This is a genomic window from Acinetobacter sp. AOR01_HL, from assembly GCF_027855455.1.
Taxonomy (GTDB): Bacteria; Pseudomonadota; Gammaproteobacteria; order Pseudomonadales; family Moraxellaceae; genus Acinetobacter; species Acinetobacter baumannii.
Map to the genome: position 1 here is coordinate 127748 of NZ_JAKTIM010000053.1, position 15799 is coordinate 143546.

Annotated in this window: 13 protein-coding genes, 1 tRNA gene and 1 pseudogene; 10 read left to right on the plus strand and 5 right to left on the minus strand. The window is 37.5% G+C overall.

What is annotated here, in order from left to right; genetic code table 11:
* Window positions 1-10: 10 nt before the first annotated feature.
* Together MKL62_RS17265 and MKL62_RS17270 are read right to left on the minus strand one after the other, a co-directional pair.
* The gene (locus MKL62_RS17265; protein WP_001260815.1) at window positions 11-1129 is read right to left on the minus strand and encodes an efflux RND transporter periplasmic adaptor subunit; all 1119 of its coding nucleotides are present in this window, start codon (window positions 1127-1129) and stop codon (window positions 11-13) included.
* Window positions 1130-1188: 59 nt separating this feature from the next.
* A complete protein-coding gene (locus tag MKL62_RS17270) occupies window positions 1189-1827 on the minus strand; it encodes a hypothetical protein (RefSeq protein WP_002027721.1) in 639 nt (212 codons plus the stop codon).
* Window positions 1828-2109: 282 nt separating this feature from the next.
* Between MKL62_RS17270 and pilG the strand changes: the two genes are divergently transcribed.
* The 7 genes and pseudogenes from pilG (at window position 2110) to MKL62_RS17305 (ending at window position 11843) form a co-directional block, all read left to right on the plus strand.
* Window positions 2110-2493, plus strand: a complete 384-nt coding sequence (pilG, locus tag MKL62_RS17275; RefSeq protein WP_000389061.1) for a twitching motility response regulator PilG — start codon at window positions 2110-2112, stop codon at window positions 2491-2493.
* Window positions 2494-2516: 23 nt separating this feature from the next.
* Window positions 2517-2879, plus strand: coding sequence for a response regulator (locus MKL62_RS17280; RefSeq protein WP_000101096.1), 363 nt, complete (start codon window positions 2517-2519; stop codon window positions 2877-2879).
* 60 nt (window positions 2880-2939) lie between these two features.
* Complete coding sequence (locus MKL62_RS17285) at window positions 2940-3476, plus strand: chemotaxis protein CheW (protein ID WP_000729759.1); 537 nt, start codon at window positions 2940-2942, stop codon at window positions 3474-3476.
* A gap of 46 nt (window positions 3477-3522) precedes the next feature.
* A complete protein-coding gene (locus tag MKL62_RS17290; RefSeq protein WP_000505934.1) occupies window positions 3523-5601 on the plus strand; it encodes a methyl-accepting chemotaxis protein in 2079 nt (692 codons plus the stop codon).
* Between the two features lie 146 nt (window positions 5602-5747).
* A complete protein-coding gene (locus tag MKL62_RS17295; RefSeq protein WP_005127981.1) occupies window positions 5748-10268 on the plus strand; it encodes an Hpt domain-containing protein in 4521 nt (1506 codons plus the stop codon).
* Window positions 10265-10729, plus strand: a complete 465-nt coding sequence (locus tag MKL62_RS17300; RefSeq protein ID WP_000678925.1) for a hypothetical protein — start codon at window positions 10265-10267, stop codon at window positions 10727-10729. The genes MKL62_RS17295 and MKL62_RS17300 overlap by 4 nt, the downstream gene beginning before the upstream one ends.
* A 231-nt stretch (window positions 10730-10960) precedes the next feature.
* Window positions 10961-11843: pseudogene (locus tag MKL62_RS17305) on the plus strand (alpha/beta fold hydrolase).
* A gap of 137 nt (window positions 11844-11980) precedes the next feature.
* On the opposite strand, the gene dapE reads toward MKL62_RS17305, so the two are convergent.
* The 3 genes from dapE to MKL62_RS17320 all read right to left on the minus strand — a co-directional run bounded on the left by dapE (window position 11981) and on the right by MKL62_RS17320 (window position 14390).
* Window positions 11981-13114 carry a succinyl-diaminopimelate desuccinylase gene (gene dapE, locus MKL62_RS17310; RefSeq protein WP_005127985.1) on the minus strand — a complete coding sequence of 378 codons (1134 nt, stop codon included), beginning with the start codon at window positions 13112-13114 and terminating at the stop codon, window positions 11981-11983.
* A 125-nt stretch (window positions 13115-13239) separates the two neighbouring features.
* On the minus strand, window positions 13240-13383 hold the full coding sequence (locus MKL62_RS17315) for an entericidin A/B family lipoprotein (RefSeq protein WP_001984826.1): 144 nt from the start codon (window positions 13381-13383) through the stop codon (window positions 13240-13242).
* A gap of 98 nt (window positions 13384-13481) precedes the next feature.
* Window positions 13482-14390, minus strand: a complete 909-nt coding sequence (locus MKL62_RS17320; protein WP_030423621.1) for a DUF1853 family protein — start codon at window positions 14388-14390, stop codon at window positions 13482-13484.
* Window positions 14391-14494: 104 nt separating this feature from the next.
* On the opposite strand from MKL62_RS17320, the gene MKL62_RS17325 reads away from it, so the two are divergent.
* The 3 genes from MKL62_RS17325 (at window position 14495) to MKL62_RS17335 (ending at window position 15799) form a co-directional block, all read left to right on the plus strand.
* Window positions 14495-14863: a YbaN family protein gene (locus tag MKL62_RS17325; protein WP_001259501.1), complete on the plus strand. Its 369-nt coding sequence runs from the start codon at window positions 14495-14497 to the stop codon at window positions 14861-14863.
* A gap of 150 nt (window positions 14864-15013) precedes the next feature.
* A complete protein-coding gene (elsL, locus tag MKL62_RS17330) occupies window positions 15014-15517 on the plus strand; it encodes a cell wall-recycling L,D-carboxypeptidase ElsL (protein WP_030423620.1) in 504 nt (167 codons plus the stop codon).
* Between the two features lie 206 nt (window positions 15518-15723).
* Window positions 15724-15799, plus strand: a tRNA-Val gene (locus tag MKL62_RS17335).

The window sequence follows — 15799 nt, forward strand, 5'->3', positions numbered from 1 at the left end:
ATTTGCTACCTTATTTATTTTTTTCGGTTGTAAGCGTCACTTTTTTATTGATATCAGAATCTTCAAACTGGATACGACTTACCTGATCTGTACTTTGTAAACCCTGAACTAAAGCGATATTTTCGTTGTATCGTTGCTCAACCACTCGAATTTTGACTTTCTGAATCGTTTGATTGCGTATTACCCATACAAAAGGATCATGTTGCAGATTTTGAATGCTATCTAAAGGAATGGTTTGTCCCTGATTGCTATCATTATGCAAAATAATACCGTTAATAAACGCACCAATACTTAATGAATCAATCGCTTCTTTAGGGCTCGCAAAGAATTCAATTTGTCGGCTGTCTTGGTCTGCTACAGGTGAGATACGAGTCAGTATGGCATGTAATTGTTTTGAGTTACCCTGAATCTGATACTGGATAGAGCTACCTACTTTTAAGGCAGATTGTTGCTCAATAGGTAGTTTCGCTTGTATTTCTAATTGATCCGGATTAACGATTTCAAATAATGTTTGTCCAACCGAAACGGTTTGTCCCGGTTCAACTTGTCGTTTCGTAATCACACCTGAAATGGGGCTGGTAATAATACCATCTCGATCAGCTTTTTTAGCAATATCCACATTGGCTTGTTGAGCTCTAACACTTTCAAGTTGACCTTTATAATCCACCTGGCTTTGTTCAAACTCTACACGGGCAATAAAGCCTTGATTGAGCAATCTTTGTTTTCGATTCATCAAATTACGTGCAAGTTCTGCTTGTGCCTGAGCAGAAGCAAGATTAGCCTGTGCCTGAGCTAAGCGTGCAGCGTTGTCTTGATTATTTAATCTAACTAAAACTTGGCCTTTTTGTACCTTTTGACCTACATCGGCTGTAACGGCAGTCGCTGTTGCACTAACTTGGGCTTGAATAGAACTTTGTTGTACTGCACGAATAGTTCCTGTAAAAGCGGTTTGAGCGGCGAGTGAGCCTTCTTTTACAGGAATTAAATCTTGAGGAATGAGTTCAATTTTTTTAGGTTCAGATGCTGTTGTTTTTGGTACTTCTTGCTGGTTACATGCAGCTAAGATTAAACTCAGACTGATCAAGCTTAATTTAAAAAAAGTAGAAGGGGTAAGATGCGTTGTGCGCATACAGCATCATCCTGTAATTCAAATTTTATTTTGCCCCTATTCTTGATAAAGCTGTAACCTTATTCAAGCTTTTTTAAACGTTCGATAATATTTTCATAATCTTTATTAGTGCGATTATAGGTTTTCGAAAGTATTTCAAGTGTTTGTTTAACCTTATTAATATTCATAAGATTGTTTTCAATCAAGGTTTTATGTCTTTCGGGAACTTGTTCACCCTTACGAAAATATTCCATTTCTTGCCGCTTAAATAAAATTTTGTCTTGTTGTAATTGGCTCAGTTGGTCCTGCTGATAATTTATTTGTTTTTTAATTGCCAATAATGCTTGGTCTCTTTTAATCGTCGCAGTTTTACTATTGCTATATGCTCTTTTTAATTTGTTATCTTCTTCTCTATATCGAGCTGATAATGCACGCTGTGAGGACTGATTTAAATCGGCTTCAGAATTATAAGGATGATTTCTTTTAATGACCTGCATATTCTGGTCGAGTGCTTCATATCCATAGCGAATATGAGCCGGCGTTACGGATGTACTAATATTCGCAATACCATGCTGATCATAATAACGATACCAGACAGCTTTAGGAGCTGCATTGGCAGCCAACGTTGGGGAAGAGAAAAACAGTGCTCCGCAAGAGGCAATGCCTATAGATACAGACAAGCAGTTCCTATAAAAGGCATATTTCATCCGCTTATTCATAAAATTCCCCAAAAAAGAAAGGTAAGTCACTTATTTTTAAATAATTAATCTTAAATATATTAGTTATTATTTAACTGAATAAAAATATCGACATTATAAAAAAAATGATAATTTTTTTGAAAGTGTGATGAGGTTAAAAGTTATTGTTTATAAATGAGAAAGTAGACAAAAAGCTTTCATTGAAAATAGAAGTATAGATATGTTAAAAATGCGTATAAATCTGTAAAAACAAATTTAAGTTAAATTGCATTTATATTTTATGTTATGGGGATGGAAGATTAAATGGAAGATGCATTCCAAAATCTGAAAGTAATGGTTATTGATGACTCAAAAACTATTCGCCGTACCGCAGAAACTCTATTGCAACGCGAAGGTTGCGAAGTGATTACTGCTGTCGATGGATTTGAAGCTTTATCTAAAATTGCTGAAGCGAATCCGGATATTGTTTTTGTAGATATCATGATGCCTCGTTTAGACGGTTATCAAACTTGTGCTTTGATTAAGAACTCTCAAAATTATCAGAACATTCCCGTTATCATGCTCTCTAGTAAAGATGGTTTATTTGATCAGGCAAAAGGGCGTGTGGTAGGTTCAGATGAATACTTGACGAAACCTTTTAGCAAAGATGAATTGCTAAATGCGATTCGTAATCATGTAAGTTCATAATAAGTAATTTGAGGGCAAAAGAAATGGCACGTATTCTCATTGTTGATGACTCACCAACAGAAACTTTTCGTTTTAAAGAAATCCTAACTAAGCATGGCTATGATGTACTTGAAGCATCTAACGGTGCAGATGGTGTGACTTTGGCAAAAGCTGAGCAGCCTGACTTGGTATTAATGGATGTGGTCATGCCAGGTGTAAATGGTTTTCAGGCAACGCGCCAGATTACCCGTGATGAAGACACGAAGCATATTCCAGTGGTGATTGTGAGTACTAAAGATCAGGCAACTGACCGAGTATGGGGTAAACGTCAAGGCGCAATCGATTACTTAATCAAGCCAATCGAAGAAAAGCAATTAATTGATGTAATTAAACAATTTCTAAATTAACTCATCCATCCATAAAAACATAAATAACGGGATAAATACGCCCGTTTTATAGGATCGAGTATGGCAGCGAATGGATTTATCGAGTTACTTCGTTTGTCTAAACGGGGTAATAAGAATTACGCTTCAGTTCAAAATGAAGCACAGCGATGGTCAGGAATTGCTTTTGAAATGAGAGGGCAATACTTCGTCGCACCACTTGGGGAAGTGTCAGAAGTTATCTATCCACCGAAATATACACCAGTTCCAAATACTCAAAGTTGGGTCAAGGGATTGGCAAACATTCGTGGAAGATTACTTTCGGTATCTGATTTGGCTCATTTTATTTCAGGGCAACGGAGTTCATTTTCGTCTACCCAAAAAGTGCTGTGTATTAGCCATCATGACCAGTATGTGGGGTTGGTTGTGGATCAGGTTTTGGGGATTCAGCACTTTAATAAAAAAAGTTTTTTTTCTGAGAGTTCAGACTTAGAGGAAAACCTAAAAGAATATTGCCAAGGGTATTTTCACCAACACAATCAACATTGGCATGTCTTTTTATTTAGTCGGTTATTGCAAAACCCACACTACATGAACGCATCGACAAAATTTATAAACTAATTTTTATGCTGTGAATGAACAGCGTATTTTTCTGGGGAGAAGCTGTATGGGCTTTAAACTTAAAAAGAAAAGTGGCAATCGCGGTGCTACCGGAAAATCGAGTGTCAATTTTATTGTAAAAATCCAGTCAAAAATTGAGCAGTTTGCCAGTTTATTTGGGGAAAGTGAAAAGTCCAAGCCTATCCTTTATGCAGCGCTGTTATGTTTAGTATGTGCGTTAATTTCATTAGCTTATCTATTTTATAATGTACCTCGTCATAACCAGTTAATTCGAAGTCTTGGTGAGTTACGTCTGTTATCTCAAACCATTTCTAAACAAGCAACTGAAGCAACAGAGTCGGGTTCTCAAGAGGCAATCACAAAGCTACAGCAATCTAAAAAAGACTTTGATGAGAACTTACTTGAAATTGAAAATATTCACGGTAAGTCGACCGATGAATATCAAAAAGTTGAGAAAATATGGGGTGAGGTTTCAAAAAATATTGATTTGATTTCATCACATCAACGAGTACTTAACCAGTTATATGATACCAACATCTCGATTAGTGAAACGGTTCCAGAGATTCAGGCAGAATATAACTTGATGGTCGACCAAATGGCTCGCCAAGGTTTGCCAAGTAGTCAGGTAATTATTGCTAAAAACCAGGTATTTATTGCAGAGCGTATTTTACGTTCGATTAACTCGGTGTTAAGTGGTACGGACGGAAATGTATCAACTAGTGACTTTAGTGTCGATATTGAGACTTTTGGTACTTATTTAAATGCTGAACTGAATGGTAATGCCGAGTTAGGTGTTGATCGTATTGCTGATCCGGCTTTACGTGAATCTTTAGAAAGTATTAAGTCTGAATATGACAAAGTCTTAAAATCTGCTGCTGCAACGGTATTAAAAAATGGTAGCCAGATTGTCAATGTTCGTCAGGCTTCTTCTCAGATTTTCGCTAAATCGGATGTAATGTTGGAAAGTCTAGGACATTTATCTGATGTTGCAAGAAAGAACTGGCTCACCTTATTTTTAGGTGCTGTTCTTATTCTTTCATTAGGCGGACTAATTTTCTCTGTATTCAAGTTAATTACACTACGTAGTGTAATGGATAAGCAACGTGTTGCTCGATTACAGGAAGAATATGACCGTAACCAGAATGCGATTTTACGTTTACTTGATGAAATTGCCGATTTGGCGGATGGTGACTTACGTTCATATGCAACTGTATCTGAAGACTTTACGGGTGCCATTGCCGACTCGATTAACTTCGCAATTGACCAACTGCGAGATTTGGTTTCACGAATTCATGAAACCTCTCAGGAAGTTGCACGCTACACACAAGATACGCAAAGTATTACTAACCAGTTAGCAGAGGCATCAGAACATCAGGCGCAAGAAATTGCAGGTGCTTCTACTGCCATGAATGAAATGGCACAGTCAATTGACCAAGTATCTGCCAACGCTTCTGAATCTGCGGAAGTAGCACAGCGTTCAGTACAAATTGCATCAAATGGTGCACAAGTGGTAAATCGTTCAATTGAAGGTATGGATACTATTCGTGAGCAGATTCAGGAAACTTCTAAACGTATTAAGCGCTTAGGTGAGTCTTCTCAAGAAATTGGTAACATCGTATCGCTCATTAACGATATTGCAGACCAAACGAACATCCTTGCATTAAATGCAGCAATTCAAGCATCTATGGCAGGTGAGGCTGGCCGTGGTTTCGCCGTGGTTGCCGATGAAGTACAACGTCTTGCTGAGCGCTCAGCATCTGCAACCAAACAGATCGAAACACTGGTTAAAACAATTCAGACCGATACCAATGAAGCCGTTATTTCAATGGAACAAACAACGACGGAAGTTGTACGTGGTGCGAATTTGGCAAAAGATGCGGGTATTGCACTGGATGAAATCCAAAAAGTATCGGGTGACTTGGCAAAACTGATTGCGAGCATTTCCGACGCAGCAAAACTTCAGTCAGCATCTGCGAGTCACATTGCAACCACCATGACGGTTGTACAAGAAATTACTTCGCAAACAACAACGGCAACGTTTGATACTGCTCGCTCCGTATCAGAGTTGGCGAATATGGCAGAGTCATTACGTGAGTCAGTAACGGACTTTAAATTACCTGACTAAATTGGGGGATAAGAATAGCTATTCTCATATCGCTATTCTTTTAAAAGTATGAGCAGCGCCAGACAAATATTGGGGAGATAGTTATTTTTCTGGTGTTGACTCTGTAGTTTTCCCCACTCAGGGGGTAAGCAAAAGAAGCCTTTGCTATGAAAGAAATATTAAAAACTTTAACTGAAGCAATGACGCTACCTGAAGATAGCTATTCTGAACAAGATGCTGAGTTTCTTGAGATCTTCATTGAAGAAATTGAAGAGATTTTTGTTGATTTGCAACCTTTGATAAATAAATGGATGCAGTCTGAGAATATTGCTACGCTCACTGAAATTCGTCGTCATTTCCATACCTTAAAAGGTTCCGGAAGAATGATTGGCGCTAAATCTTCAGCTGAGCTTGCGTGGACAGTTGAAGATACACTCAACCGGGTAATCAACCAAAGCTTACAATTAACGCCAACTATCCAGAGCTATGTGCAGTTAGTATTTAAGTTCTATTTCCTTAAATTAGTAGATAATTTTAAGCAAAAACGAGCACATACCTTAGATTTCAGACCTCTTATTTTATTAGGCCAACAACTACAACAACAGCAAAGTTTAGAACCAGCTTTAGAAGAGCTTTTACAACTTTCAAATACGCTTACGGCCGAAACAGTGACTGGTCTTGAGCTAGGTTATATCGAACAAGATTCGTTAGCCGAGCCAATCATTCAAACTACACATACTGAAATTGAAATAAATCTAGATGAAACCTTGACCTTATTTATGGAAGAGGCAGAAGAACATTTAGCCACGATCCATCAATTCTTAGATCAAGAGTTACATCAGTACGACAGTTATAACGCTTTAATCCGCGCTTTACATACTTTGCGTGGTAGTTCTGCAATGGCGCAGGTCGAAACAATTTTCGAGGCCAGTACCAAAGTTGAGCATTTATTTAAAATACTGCTGCAAGAAGAGTTATCTTCTCACTCTGAAGAAATTTTATTATTACAAGAATATCGTGAGTTTGTTCGAGATAGCTTGGAACTACTATCTAGATATAGTTCAAGTGAACAGCTCGAAGCGAGATTGCAGCAATTTAATCAATCTTGGGATGCATATGTTGAGCAACATGGTGACCGAACAGATCCGTTAATGCCTTCTCATGGTTTGGTATCACAATTATTACAATTAGATGTTTCTGAATTACTGGATGCAGAATTAGATTTTGAGAAGGGTATTCGTAATGAGTTTCCTGATTATCTTGAACGCCTAAGTGAACAGGCTAACTTATTACTGCAACATACACATTCTCAAGCAATGCTGGGTTTACATGAATATACCAGCCAACTGAAAGAAAGTTATGAAGTACTGCTTGATAAACCTGCGTTATTACAATCAGACTATATATTTGAAATTTATCAAAAAGCGCATCAACAGCTCATTCAATTATTTGATGCTTTAGCTGCTGGTCAGCGAGTCGGTGTTGTTAAGCAACATCAAAGTATTTTAGAAGAATTAAGACTTTATACGCGGTACACTCCAGACCTATCAAATGACCTGCCTCAGCAGGATTCGACATCTTTTGAACCAATATCCAATATTGAACTAGAGCCAGAAGTAGTAGCTACTGTAGAGAATTTCTCAGACTCTGCAGACTGGGCGGTATTAGGTCAAAGTGTGCAGCAAGATCGACAATATATTTCCTCTACACAAGTGAATCGAAATTTTGATGCTGATCTTTTAGATATCTTTCTTGAGGAAGCTGAAGAATTACTTGAGGGAATTGATACCGATCTTAATATTTGGGTAGGTGAGCAAGAAAACTTTGCAGCTCTGAACAACCTAATGCGTTATTTGCATACCTTGAAAGGGGGCGCAAATATGGTTCAGGCAACTTATCTTGGTTTGATTGCCCATGAATTAGAAAGCATCTATGAGCGTTTAATTCAAAAGCAATTAGTGGCAACTTCAGATTTAATTGATTTTATTCGTTTGGTTCAAGATGACTTGGCTGACCGTTTACAAATCATGCGTGAACAACAACTAGATTATGCAGCCCCTTACACAATTAACGCATTAAAACGAGCGGGTCAAAACTCTAACTTCCAACCTTTACCAGTGGTTGAGGCATTTGATACTGAAAGTGAGATATTCTCTGAGCAAGAGGTGATATCTGAAGTAATAATAGATGAGATACCGGTAGAATTTGAACCTGCTCTTGCAGAGCTAGAAACTCATCACGATCAGGTATTCGATACAGCGGTTACCGAGTTAGCTACTCCAGTTGAAGTGATTACCTCGGTTACATCGCAAGAGAATAGAGTTGCAGCTGATGAACAGGACATTGAGGCTGTTGTTGAACAGACGTTCCTAGAAGAAGCTACTGAATTGTTAGAAATGGCTGAGTCGCTATTAAAACAATGGTTTGAACAGCGTACAAACCGTAGTATTTTGCTTCAGCTTCAAAGAGCCGTGCACAGTTTAAAAGGTGGTGCACGGATGGTGGGTTTAGAAGCCGTACAAGCAATTGCCTACCAACTAGAAAATGCTTTTGAACAATTTGCGCTACATCACTTCAATTCGAATATTTATGATCATTTATTAGAAAGTGCGATTGCATGGTTAAAAGATGCAATTTTCAACCATAATTATCAGCATTTCGATGGATTACAGCAAAGTTTAGAAAATATTCAATTCTTTGAAACTACAATCCAGATTCCAACTAAGTTAACTAGAGCGGACTTGTTTAGCTCAGAACCAGTGATGACCTTTATACAAGGTGATGGTACAGAGCCTCCACCAATGATGGGAGCGTGGGAGCAAACAGAGCGTCTGGATCAGAATAATGAAATGATCCGTGTTTCAGCCGACTTAATCGAGAAAATGATTGATTTGTCTGGTGAAAACTCCATTAACCGTTCACGAATTGAAATGGACCTAAGCCAGTTTAGCCATACACTAGTTGAAATGGAGTTGGCGATTCAACGACTTGCCGATCAGTTACGTCGAATGGAAGGTGAGTTAGAAACACAGATTATTGCTAAACATGGAATTGAACATTCTCGTTATACCGACTTTGATCCGTTAGAGATGGACCAGTATTCATCTTTAAATCAATTGTCGAAATCGCTTGCTGAATCTGCATCGGACTTGGTCGACTTTAAAAATACGTTAACTGACAAGATCAGAGATACCGAAAGTTTGCTTTTACAACAATCACGAATTCAAGCGGAAATTCAAGAAGGTTTAATGCGGACACGTTTGGTCCCATTTTCGCGTTTATTGCCGCGTTTACAACGAATTGTTCGTCAAACGTCTACAGCATTGAATAGACCTGCTGAGCTTTTCGTAAATAATACGGAAGGTGAGTTGGACCGCAACATTTTAGAACGGTTAGTGACTCCGCTTGAGCATATGCTCAGAAACGCAATTGACCATGGTTTAGAGGACCGAGCGCAGCGGCAACAAGCAAATAAACCGGAAACAGGGCGTATTGAACTTAATATTCAGCGTCAAGGTACGGATGTTGTGGTTGTCTTTAGTGATGATGGTCAAGGTATTGATGTTGAAAAAGTACGTCAGAAAGCACTCCTTGCCGGATTGATCAAGCCAGAACAAGACTTAGAACAGCAAGACATACTGCAACTCATTTTCCATCCGGGTTTAAGTACAGCAGAACATGTCACTCAGATTTCCGGGCGTGGTGTAGGTCTTGATGTCGTGCAGAGTGATATTAAGTCTTTGGGGGGACATGTCAGCGTTGAATCCGTCTATGGGCAGGGAACAACATTTACGATTCGCGTACCGACTACAGTAGCGGTAAGTGATGCCTTAATGGTTAAAGTGGCAGATCAACAATTTGCGATTCCACTTGCTCAAATCGATCGAATTATTCGAGTATCACCAGCCTCTTTAGAGCAGTATTTTGAAAGTCCTCAAGAACTATTTGAGTATGAAAATAAACGTTATCCATTACGTTATCTTTCAGAATTTGTTGGTAACCAACCCATACCACGTTTAAATGGTATAATGTATTCATTACCTGTGTTAATGATTAAAGCCAATAATGGCCAAACTGTGGCATTACTTGTTGATCAGTTAATTGGCTCTCGAGCACAAATTGTAGTGAAACCAATTGGTCAACAGTTCTCTAGCATTGGAGCAATTGCAGGCGCCACAATTTTAGGTGATGGACAGGTCTGCTTAATTTTAGACGGACAAAATATTGCGCGACAAATTCAGTCAACTCAGCGTCATAAACAACTTAGTGAAGCAATATATAGACAACGAGAGTCTGATGAACGCCGTCTCATCATGATTGTAGATGACTCAGTAACTGTACGTAAGGTCACTTCCCGATTACTTGAACGCCAAGGCTATGATGTGGTTACGGCTAAAGATGGTGTTGACGCCATAGAGCAGCTAGAAAATATTAAGCCAGATTTGATGCTACTTGATATTGAAATGCCACGTATGGATGGTTTTGAGGTTCTCAATCTTGTACGACATCATGATATGCATCAATACATGCCAATTATTATGATTACATCCAGAACAGGTGAAAAACATCGTGAACGAGCATTCTCGTTAGGTGTGAGTCAATATATGGGTAAACCTTTCCAAGAAGAAGAGTTACTAGAGAATATTGATGCTTTACTTGTAGCGTTTGAAAGTGAGGTCAAATCATGAAAGGTAGTGTAAATACATCATTGATCGCTAATATGGACCAACAAGAGCTACAGCATCTTATTACGGTTTCAACTGGTTTTATTGACGCTTATATCATTGAATGTAACGATCAGGTACCTATGCTATTGCCACAAAACATTGTGTTGTCTGCCATGGATGTAAAAAATGGCGTAAAACATATTGAATGGCATGATGTGAAGCTACCCGTCTACTCAGTACATAACGCAATTGATCAACATGCAGTAGCATTAGTGATTGAAGGGGAAGATATTAGCCAACGTTTTGCATTAATCTGTAAAACTATGCCAGTTTCTACTCGTCTGCGTATTTCTGAAATTGTCGATGAAATGGATGAGCATGAGGCTGAACAACACCCAGCAGTATTTAAATATGTGCGTATGCAAGATCAACGCTACTATATACCTAACTTAGAATATATTGAAAAAACACTTGGTTTATAAAGGAAAAAGGAACTCATTTGAGTTCCTTTTTTGTATAAGCTAGGGAAATTTTAAAATAGAAAATAATTACTTTAAATTTAAGATGTTTATGGGTGTGGCTGAATATATTATAATCGTCGTTTTTCCTTTATAAAATTAGTAAAATAAATAATTTCATTTTTTTAGTTAGAAATATAAGATCTTTGTATAAAAAAGTATATTAAATTAATCTTTAACAACAGTAGAAAATAAATGTCAATTCATAAAGAGCTGTATATTTTAGAAACAGATGACCATGTTGAGTTTGCTTTATGGAAAGTTGCTAAAAGCGAGAACACCCTTATAAAAAAAAGAAGCAATTTTCTTATCTCATGGTGCATTTTCAGACAAGACTGTTTGTATGGGTATTGCAGTATATTTGGCAAATCATGGATATATCTGTTTTATTTTAGAATGGCGAGGGCACGGCACAAGCCCAAAAACAGATATTCCATTTAATTTTGAAACTGTTGCGTTATATGAATATAAGACTGCATTTCATTATATTTATCATCATTTTAATATGGACTCTTTACATTGTGTGACTCATAGTGGCGGAGGTTTATGCTTAACAATGTTCTTGATTAATTATCCAGAATATTTAAAAAATATCCAAAGTATTACTTTTATAGCTTGCCAAGCATTTGGAGCAGTAAATGACTCTTTTGACTTTATTAAACTCTTTTCTGCAAAACTTGTTGTTAAAGGTCTAGGCCAGATACCAGCTAATAAATTTAAATTAGGACGAGTAAATGAAAGCTATTACACCATGCAGCCATGGTTTAACTGGAATTTAAAACAAAATTTTATTAGTGAGTTTAAAAATATTGATTATAAAAAACATATGAGCTCTATTAGAGCCCCTATATATTCTATTAGTGGAAGTGGTGATAAATTTATTGCACCCGTTAAAGGATGTTATAAATATTTAGAAGCTTTTGAAAATCATAATAATGTATTTCGTGAATTTGGTTACTCAAATAACAACTTGGAAAATTATTCTCATAGCCGAATTGTTTTGAGCCAAAATGCTGCTAAGGAAGTCTGGCCCACTATATTGCAATGGATAGATAAGAACTCAAAAGAAGTTCTATAAAGATTATGAAAATAAATTATCTGGATTAATAAATAAGAATCTTATTTTAAGATTTTTAACAAATATTCTCACAGTTAAAAATAATAAAAAGCACCCTAAAGAGGATGCTTTTTATCTAATTCCTGATCTTTAATATTTTAAGCAAGTAGGTTCTCTAAAATTTGCTCATAAATATCAGTTAATGGATCAAGATCATGTACATCAACATGTTCATTAATTTGATGGATAGTTGCGTTTAGAACACCGAGTTCTAAAACTTGTGCACCTGTTGGCGCAATGAAACGCCCATCAGATGTACCACCACTTGTTGAAAGCTCAGTCTCAGTACCAGTCACATTTAAAATAGCAGTTTGAGCTGCGTTAACTAATTCACCTACTGGAGTTAAGAACGGTAAGCCAGACAAATTCCAGACAATTTCATACTGCAAGCCATGCTTGTCTAAAATTTCATGAACACGTTGTTTAAGCTGTTCTGCTGTAACCTCGGTTGAATAACGGAAATTAAAAGTAACTTCTAAAGCACCAGGGATCACATTGGTTGCGCCAGTACCTGCATGGATATTTGAAATCTGGAATGAAGTTGCAGGGAAATACTCATTGCCATTGTCCCAAACAGTTTGGCACAACTCAGCTAACGCTGGCGATGCTTCATGAATTGGATTACGTGCCAAGTGTGGGTAAGCTACATGACCTTGTTTGCCTTGAACCTTCAATACAGCATTAAGAGAACCACGACGGCCATTCTTAACAATATCACCTAATTTATGAGTACTTGATGGTTCACCAACCAAACACCAAGTAATTTTTTCATTACGCTTTTCCAGTGTTTCGATGACTTTAACTGTACCGTTAACAGCAGGACCTTCTTCATCTGAAGTAATTAAAAAAGCAATTGAACCTTTATGGTTTGGGTGTTTTGCTACAAAACGTTCAGATGCAACTACCATTGCAGCTAATGCAGTTTTCATATCTGCTGAACCACGACCATATAATTTGCCATCGCGAATTTCTGGTGCAAATGGGTCTGAATTCCAAGCGTCTAAACGTCCTGTTGGTACTACGTCGGTATGACCAGCAAAACAAAATACAGGGCCTTGGGTTCCACGTCGAGCCCATAAATTATCGACATCTCCAAAGCGCATAGGTTCAATATGGAAGCCAACCTTAGCTAAGCGCTCAGCCATAATAGTTTGGCAAGTATGATCAATAGGAGTAACAGAAGGCTGTTGTAGAAGTTCTAAGCTAAGCGAGAGAGTGTCTGAGTGGTTCATACCGGAAATTGCGTACTGATGAGGTGAAATATAGTCCGATATAATAGGCGAATCTCTAAGGGATGGGTATTTAAAAATAAAAAAACCTTATCGAAACGATAAGGTTTTTAAATGTTAAGCATAACTTACATTTTATTTTCAGTTTTTTGTGCGGTGTTAGTTACAGCATCACCAGCTTTAGAGACATCTTGACCAAAACCCTTGAACGTATTACAACCTGTTAAAACAAATGCCACCATTACAGATGCGACTAAAACTTTTTTCATCATTTTCTCCGTATAAATTTAATAATGAAGTAAATTTAGATTAAAAAACAAACGGAAAAAGAAACATGATTGTTTAATAGTAAAAACGTTATAAATTGTTTCTATAAGGACGTGGTCTCTTGTAAAACACCGTTATTTTTGATGAGAGAAGGTTTTAAGCTTAGTAAAGCAGGGTGCCTGAACATATAAAATCGGGTTTCATTAATATTTTGACAATATAGGCCATCAGTCCACCAATAAGCAGTGTTTGAACTCGCTTTTTGATGAGGACAAAGCCATTCATGTCTTTCTAAGCGGTAAAAGTCAGATTTAGGGATTTCTGTACCCCAAGTACCTAAGCGACGTTTTAAATTTACCCATTCAGGAATAGGCTGTTCTTGAGGTAAATTTAGAGGAAGATAAAGTTGCCCTTTTAAGACAGCGAAACGTTGTTGAACTTTAAAGCCCAAAGCTTCTGAAAATTGAAATTGTTTGTCAGTAAAGTGGTAAAGCTTTTTACTTAAAGTATCTTGTCTATTTAAACCAATCCATTGTTCTAAATTTAATTGGCCTTCACCTAGGTAATATTTTAGAGCCACTTCCCAATGTTCAATTTCTTGAGTATTTTGATTTAAAACTAAAAAATCGAGTTCACCTAAAGTTTTTGCTCCATCAATTTTTTGAATACTATGGCCTAATAACTGATAAGGATGATATTGATCTTCTTGTAGCCAAAACCAAAGTAAATTTTCAAAACGTAAACCTAAGCGTGTACTCTTAAGCCGAGACATAAATTGAAGTAAGGGTTCTGGTGCTGCATCAAGCTGCTTTAGGCGGGGTAAGTAATTTTGAAAATGTTGTTCCCAACTTTGATCCGTATGTAATTGAAAATTATGTCGAATAGTAAGGCTACGAGGAAGCTGGCTAAGTAGATTCGGGCTAGCAATTGTAAAGGCCAATTGTCTTACCATTGGGTGACTGAACAGTAACCATGGCTCAAAATAGGATGTTTTAATTGAGGCAATATTCATACGTTGAGTACTCGAAATAATTCATCCAAATTTCATGGTTAATCAACAAAACAATACCAGAAAAACACTTTATACTACGAGTAACAATAGCTTAAGGTTTATATATGCGAACATTGTTTTGGCGAACTCTGGTCGTGATTTTTATCACGCTTGGTATTATTGGAGCAATTTTACCAGGCATGCCGACAACAGTGTTTCTTATTCTGGCTGCTTGGGCGGCCTCAAAGGGATGGCCTCAGATGGATGCGTGGTTGTTAAACCACCCCAAGTATGGACCAACCCTGCGGGACTGGCGAGCAAATGGGACAGTACCGCGTAAGGCAAAGTGGATTGCAACCATTATGATGACCGCAAGTGGTATTCTGATGCTGTTTACTTCGGCGCCGTTTTGGGTCAAGGTCTTTACCGATACTACCATGCTTGTTGTTGCAATTTGGTTATGGCTACGTCCTGAGCCAAAGTTAAAAGATTGATAATCTTTTAATTTTGGCACAAGACAAGCAGTGAAACTGCGCGTAGAGTAAAGAAGATTGATAATCTTTTAATTTTGGCGCAAGACAAGCTTCCCCATAATTTTTCATTAAAGCTCAAAATAGTTGAGTTGATATAAGAGAAGAAATTCGATGTCCCAATTTAAACTTGAAGATGCAGATATTCTTATTGATTTAGCAAATCAAACTTTAAGCCTACCTAAACATAATAAGTTTTACGTGGTTTCTACTGGGAAAAATGGAATTGGGGAACAAGAAAATACGGGTAAAACCCCACGCGGATGGCATCGGGTTGCTAAGAAATTTGGTATGCAATCTCCCAAAAATACAGTTTTTATTGCACGGCAGCCCACTGGTGAAGTCTATAACAGTGAATTAGCCGCACAATTTCCTGAGCGAGATTGGATATTGTCACGCATTCTTTGGTTAGATGGCTTAGAAGAGGGCTTTAACAAAGGCGAAGGCCACGACACGATGCAACGTTATATCTATATTCATGGTACACCTGATAAAGAACCGATGGGGGTTCCAATGTCACATGGGTGTATTCGAATGCGTAATGAAGAAATCATTGAATTGTTTGATTTAGTCTCTGAAGATGCATTAGTTTATTTGTCTGAACAATCTTTAACCTAAAATAGGATTTTAAAGATTATTGTTTAATTGGCCGAATGATCAAAATATTAAAATAAGTGCTTAAATAAAATACAAAAAATTGTTTTTTACTTAATAATGACTTATTTTTAATCATTCATTCGCATTTTTTTGAAAAGTTGTCGAAAAGCGTTTGACACCTGTTAAAGATTCTCTATAATGCACCTCACAAACGATGAAGACGTTAAGGGCGCTTAGCTCAGTTGGTAGAGCGTCTGCCTTACAAGCAGAATGTCGGCGGTTCGATCCCGTCAGCGCCCACCA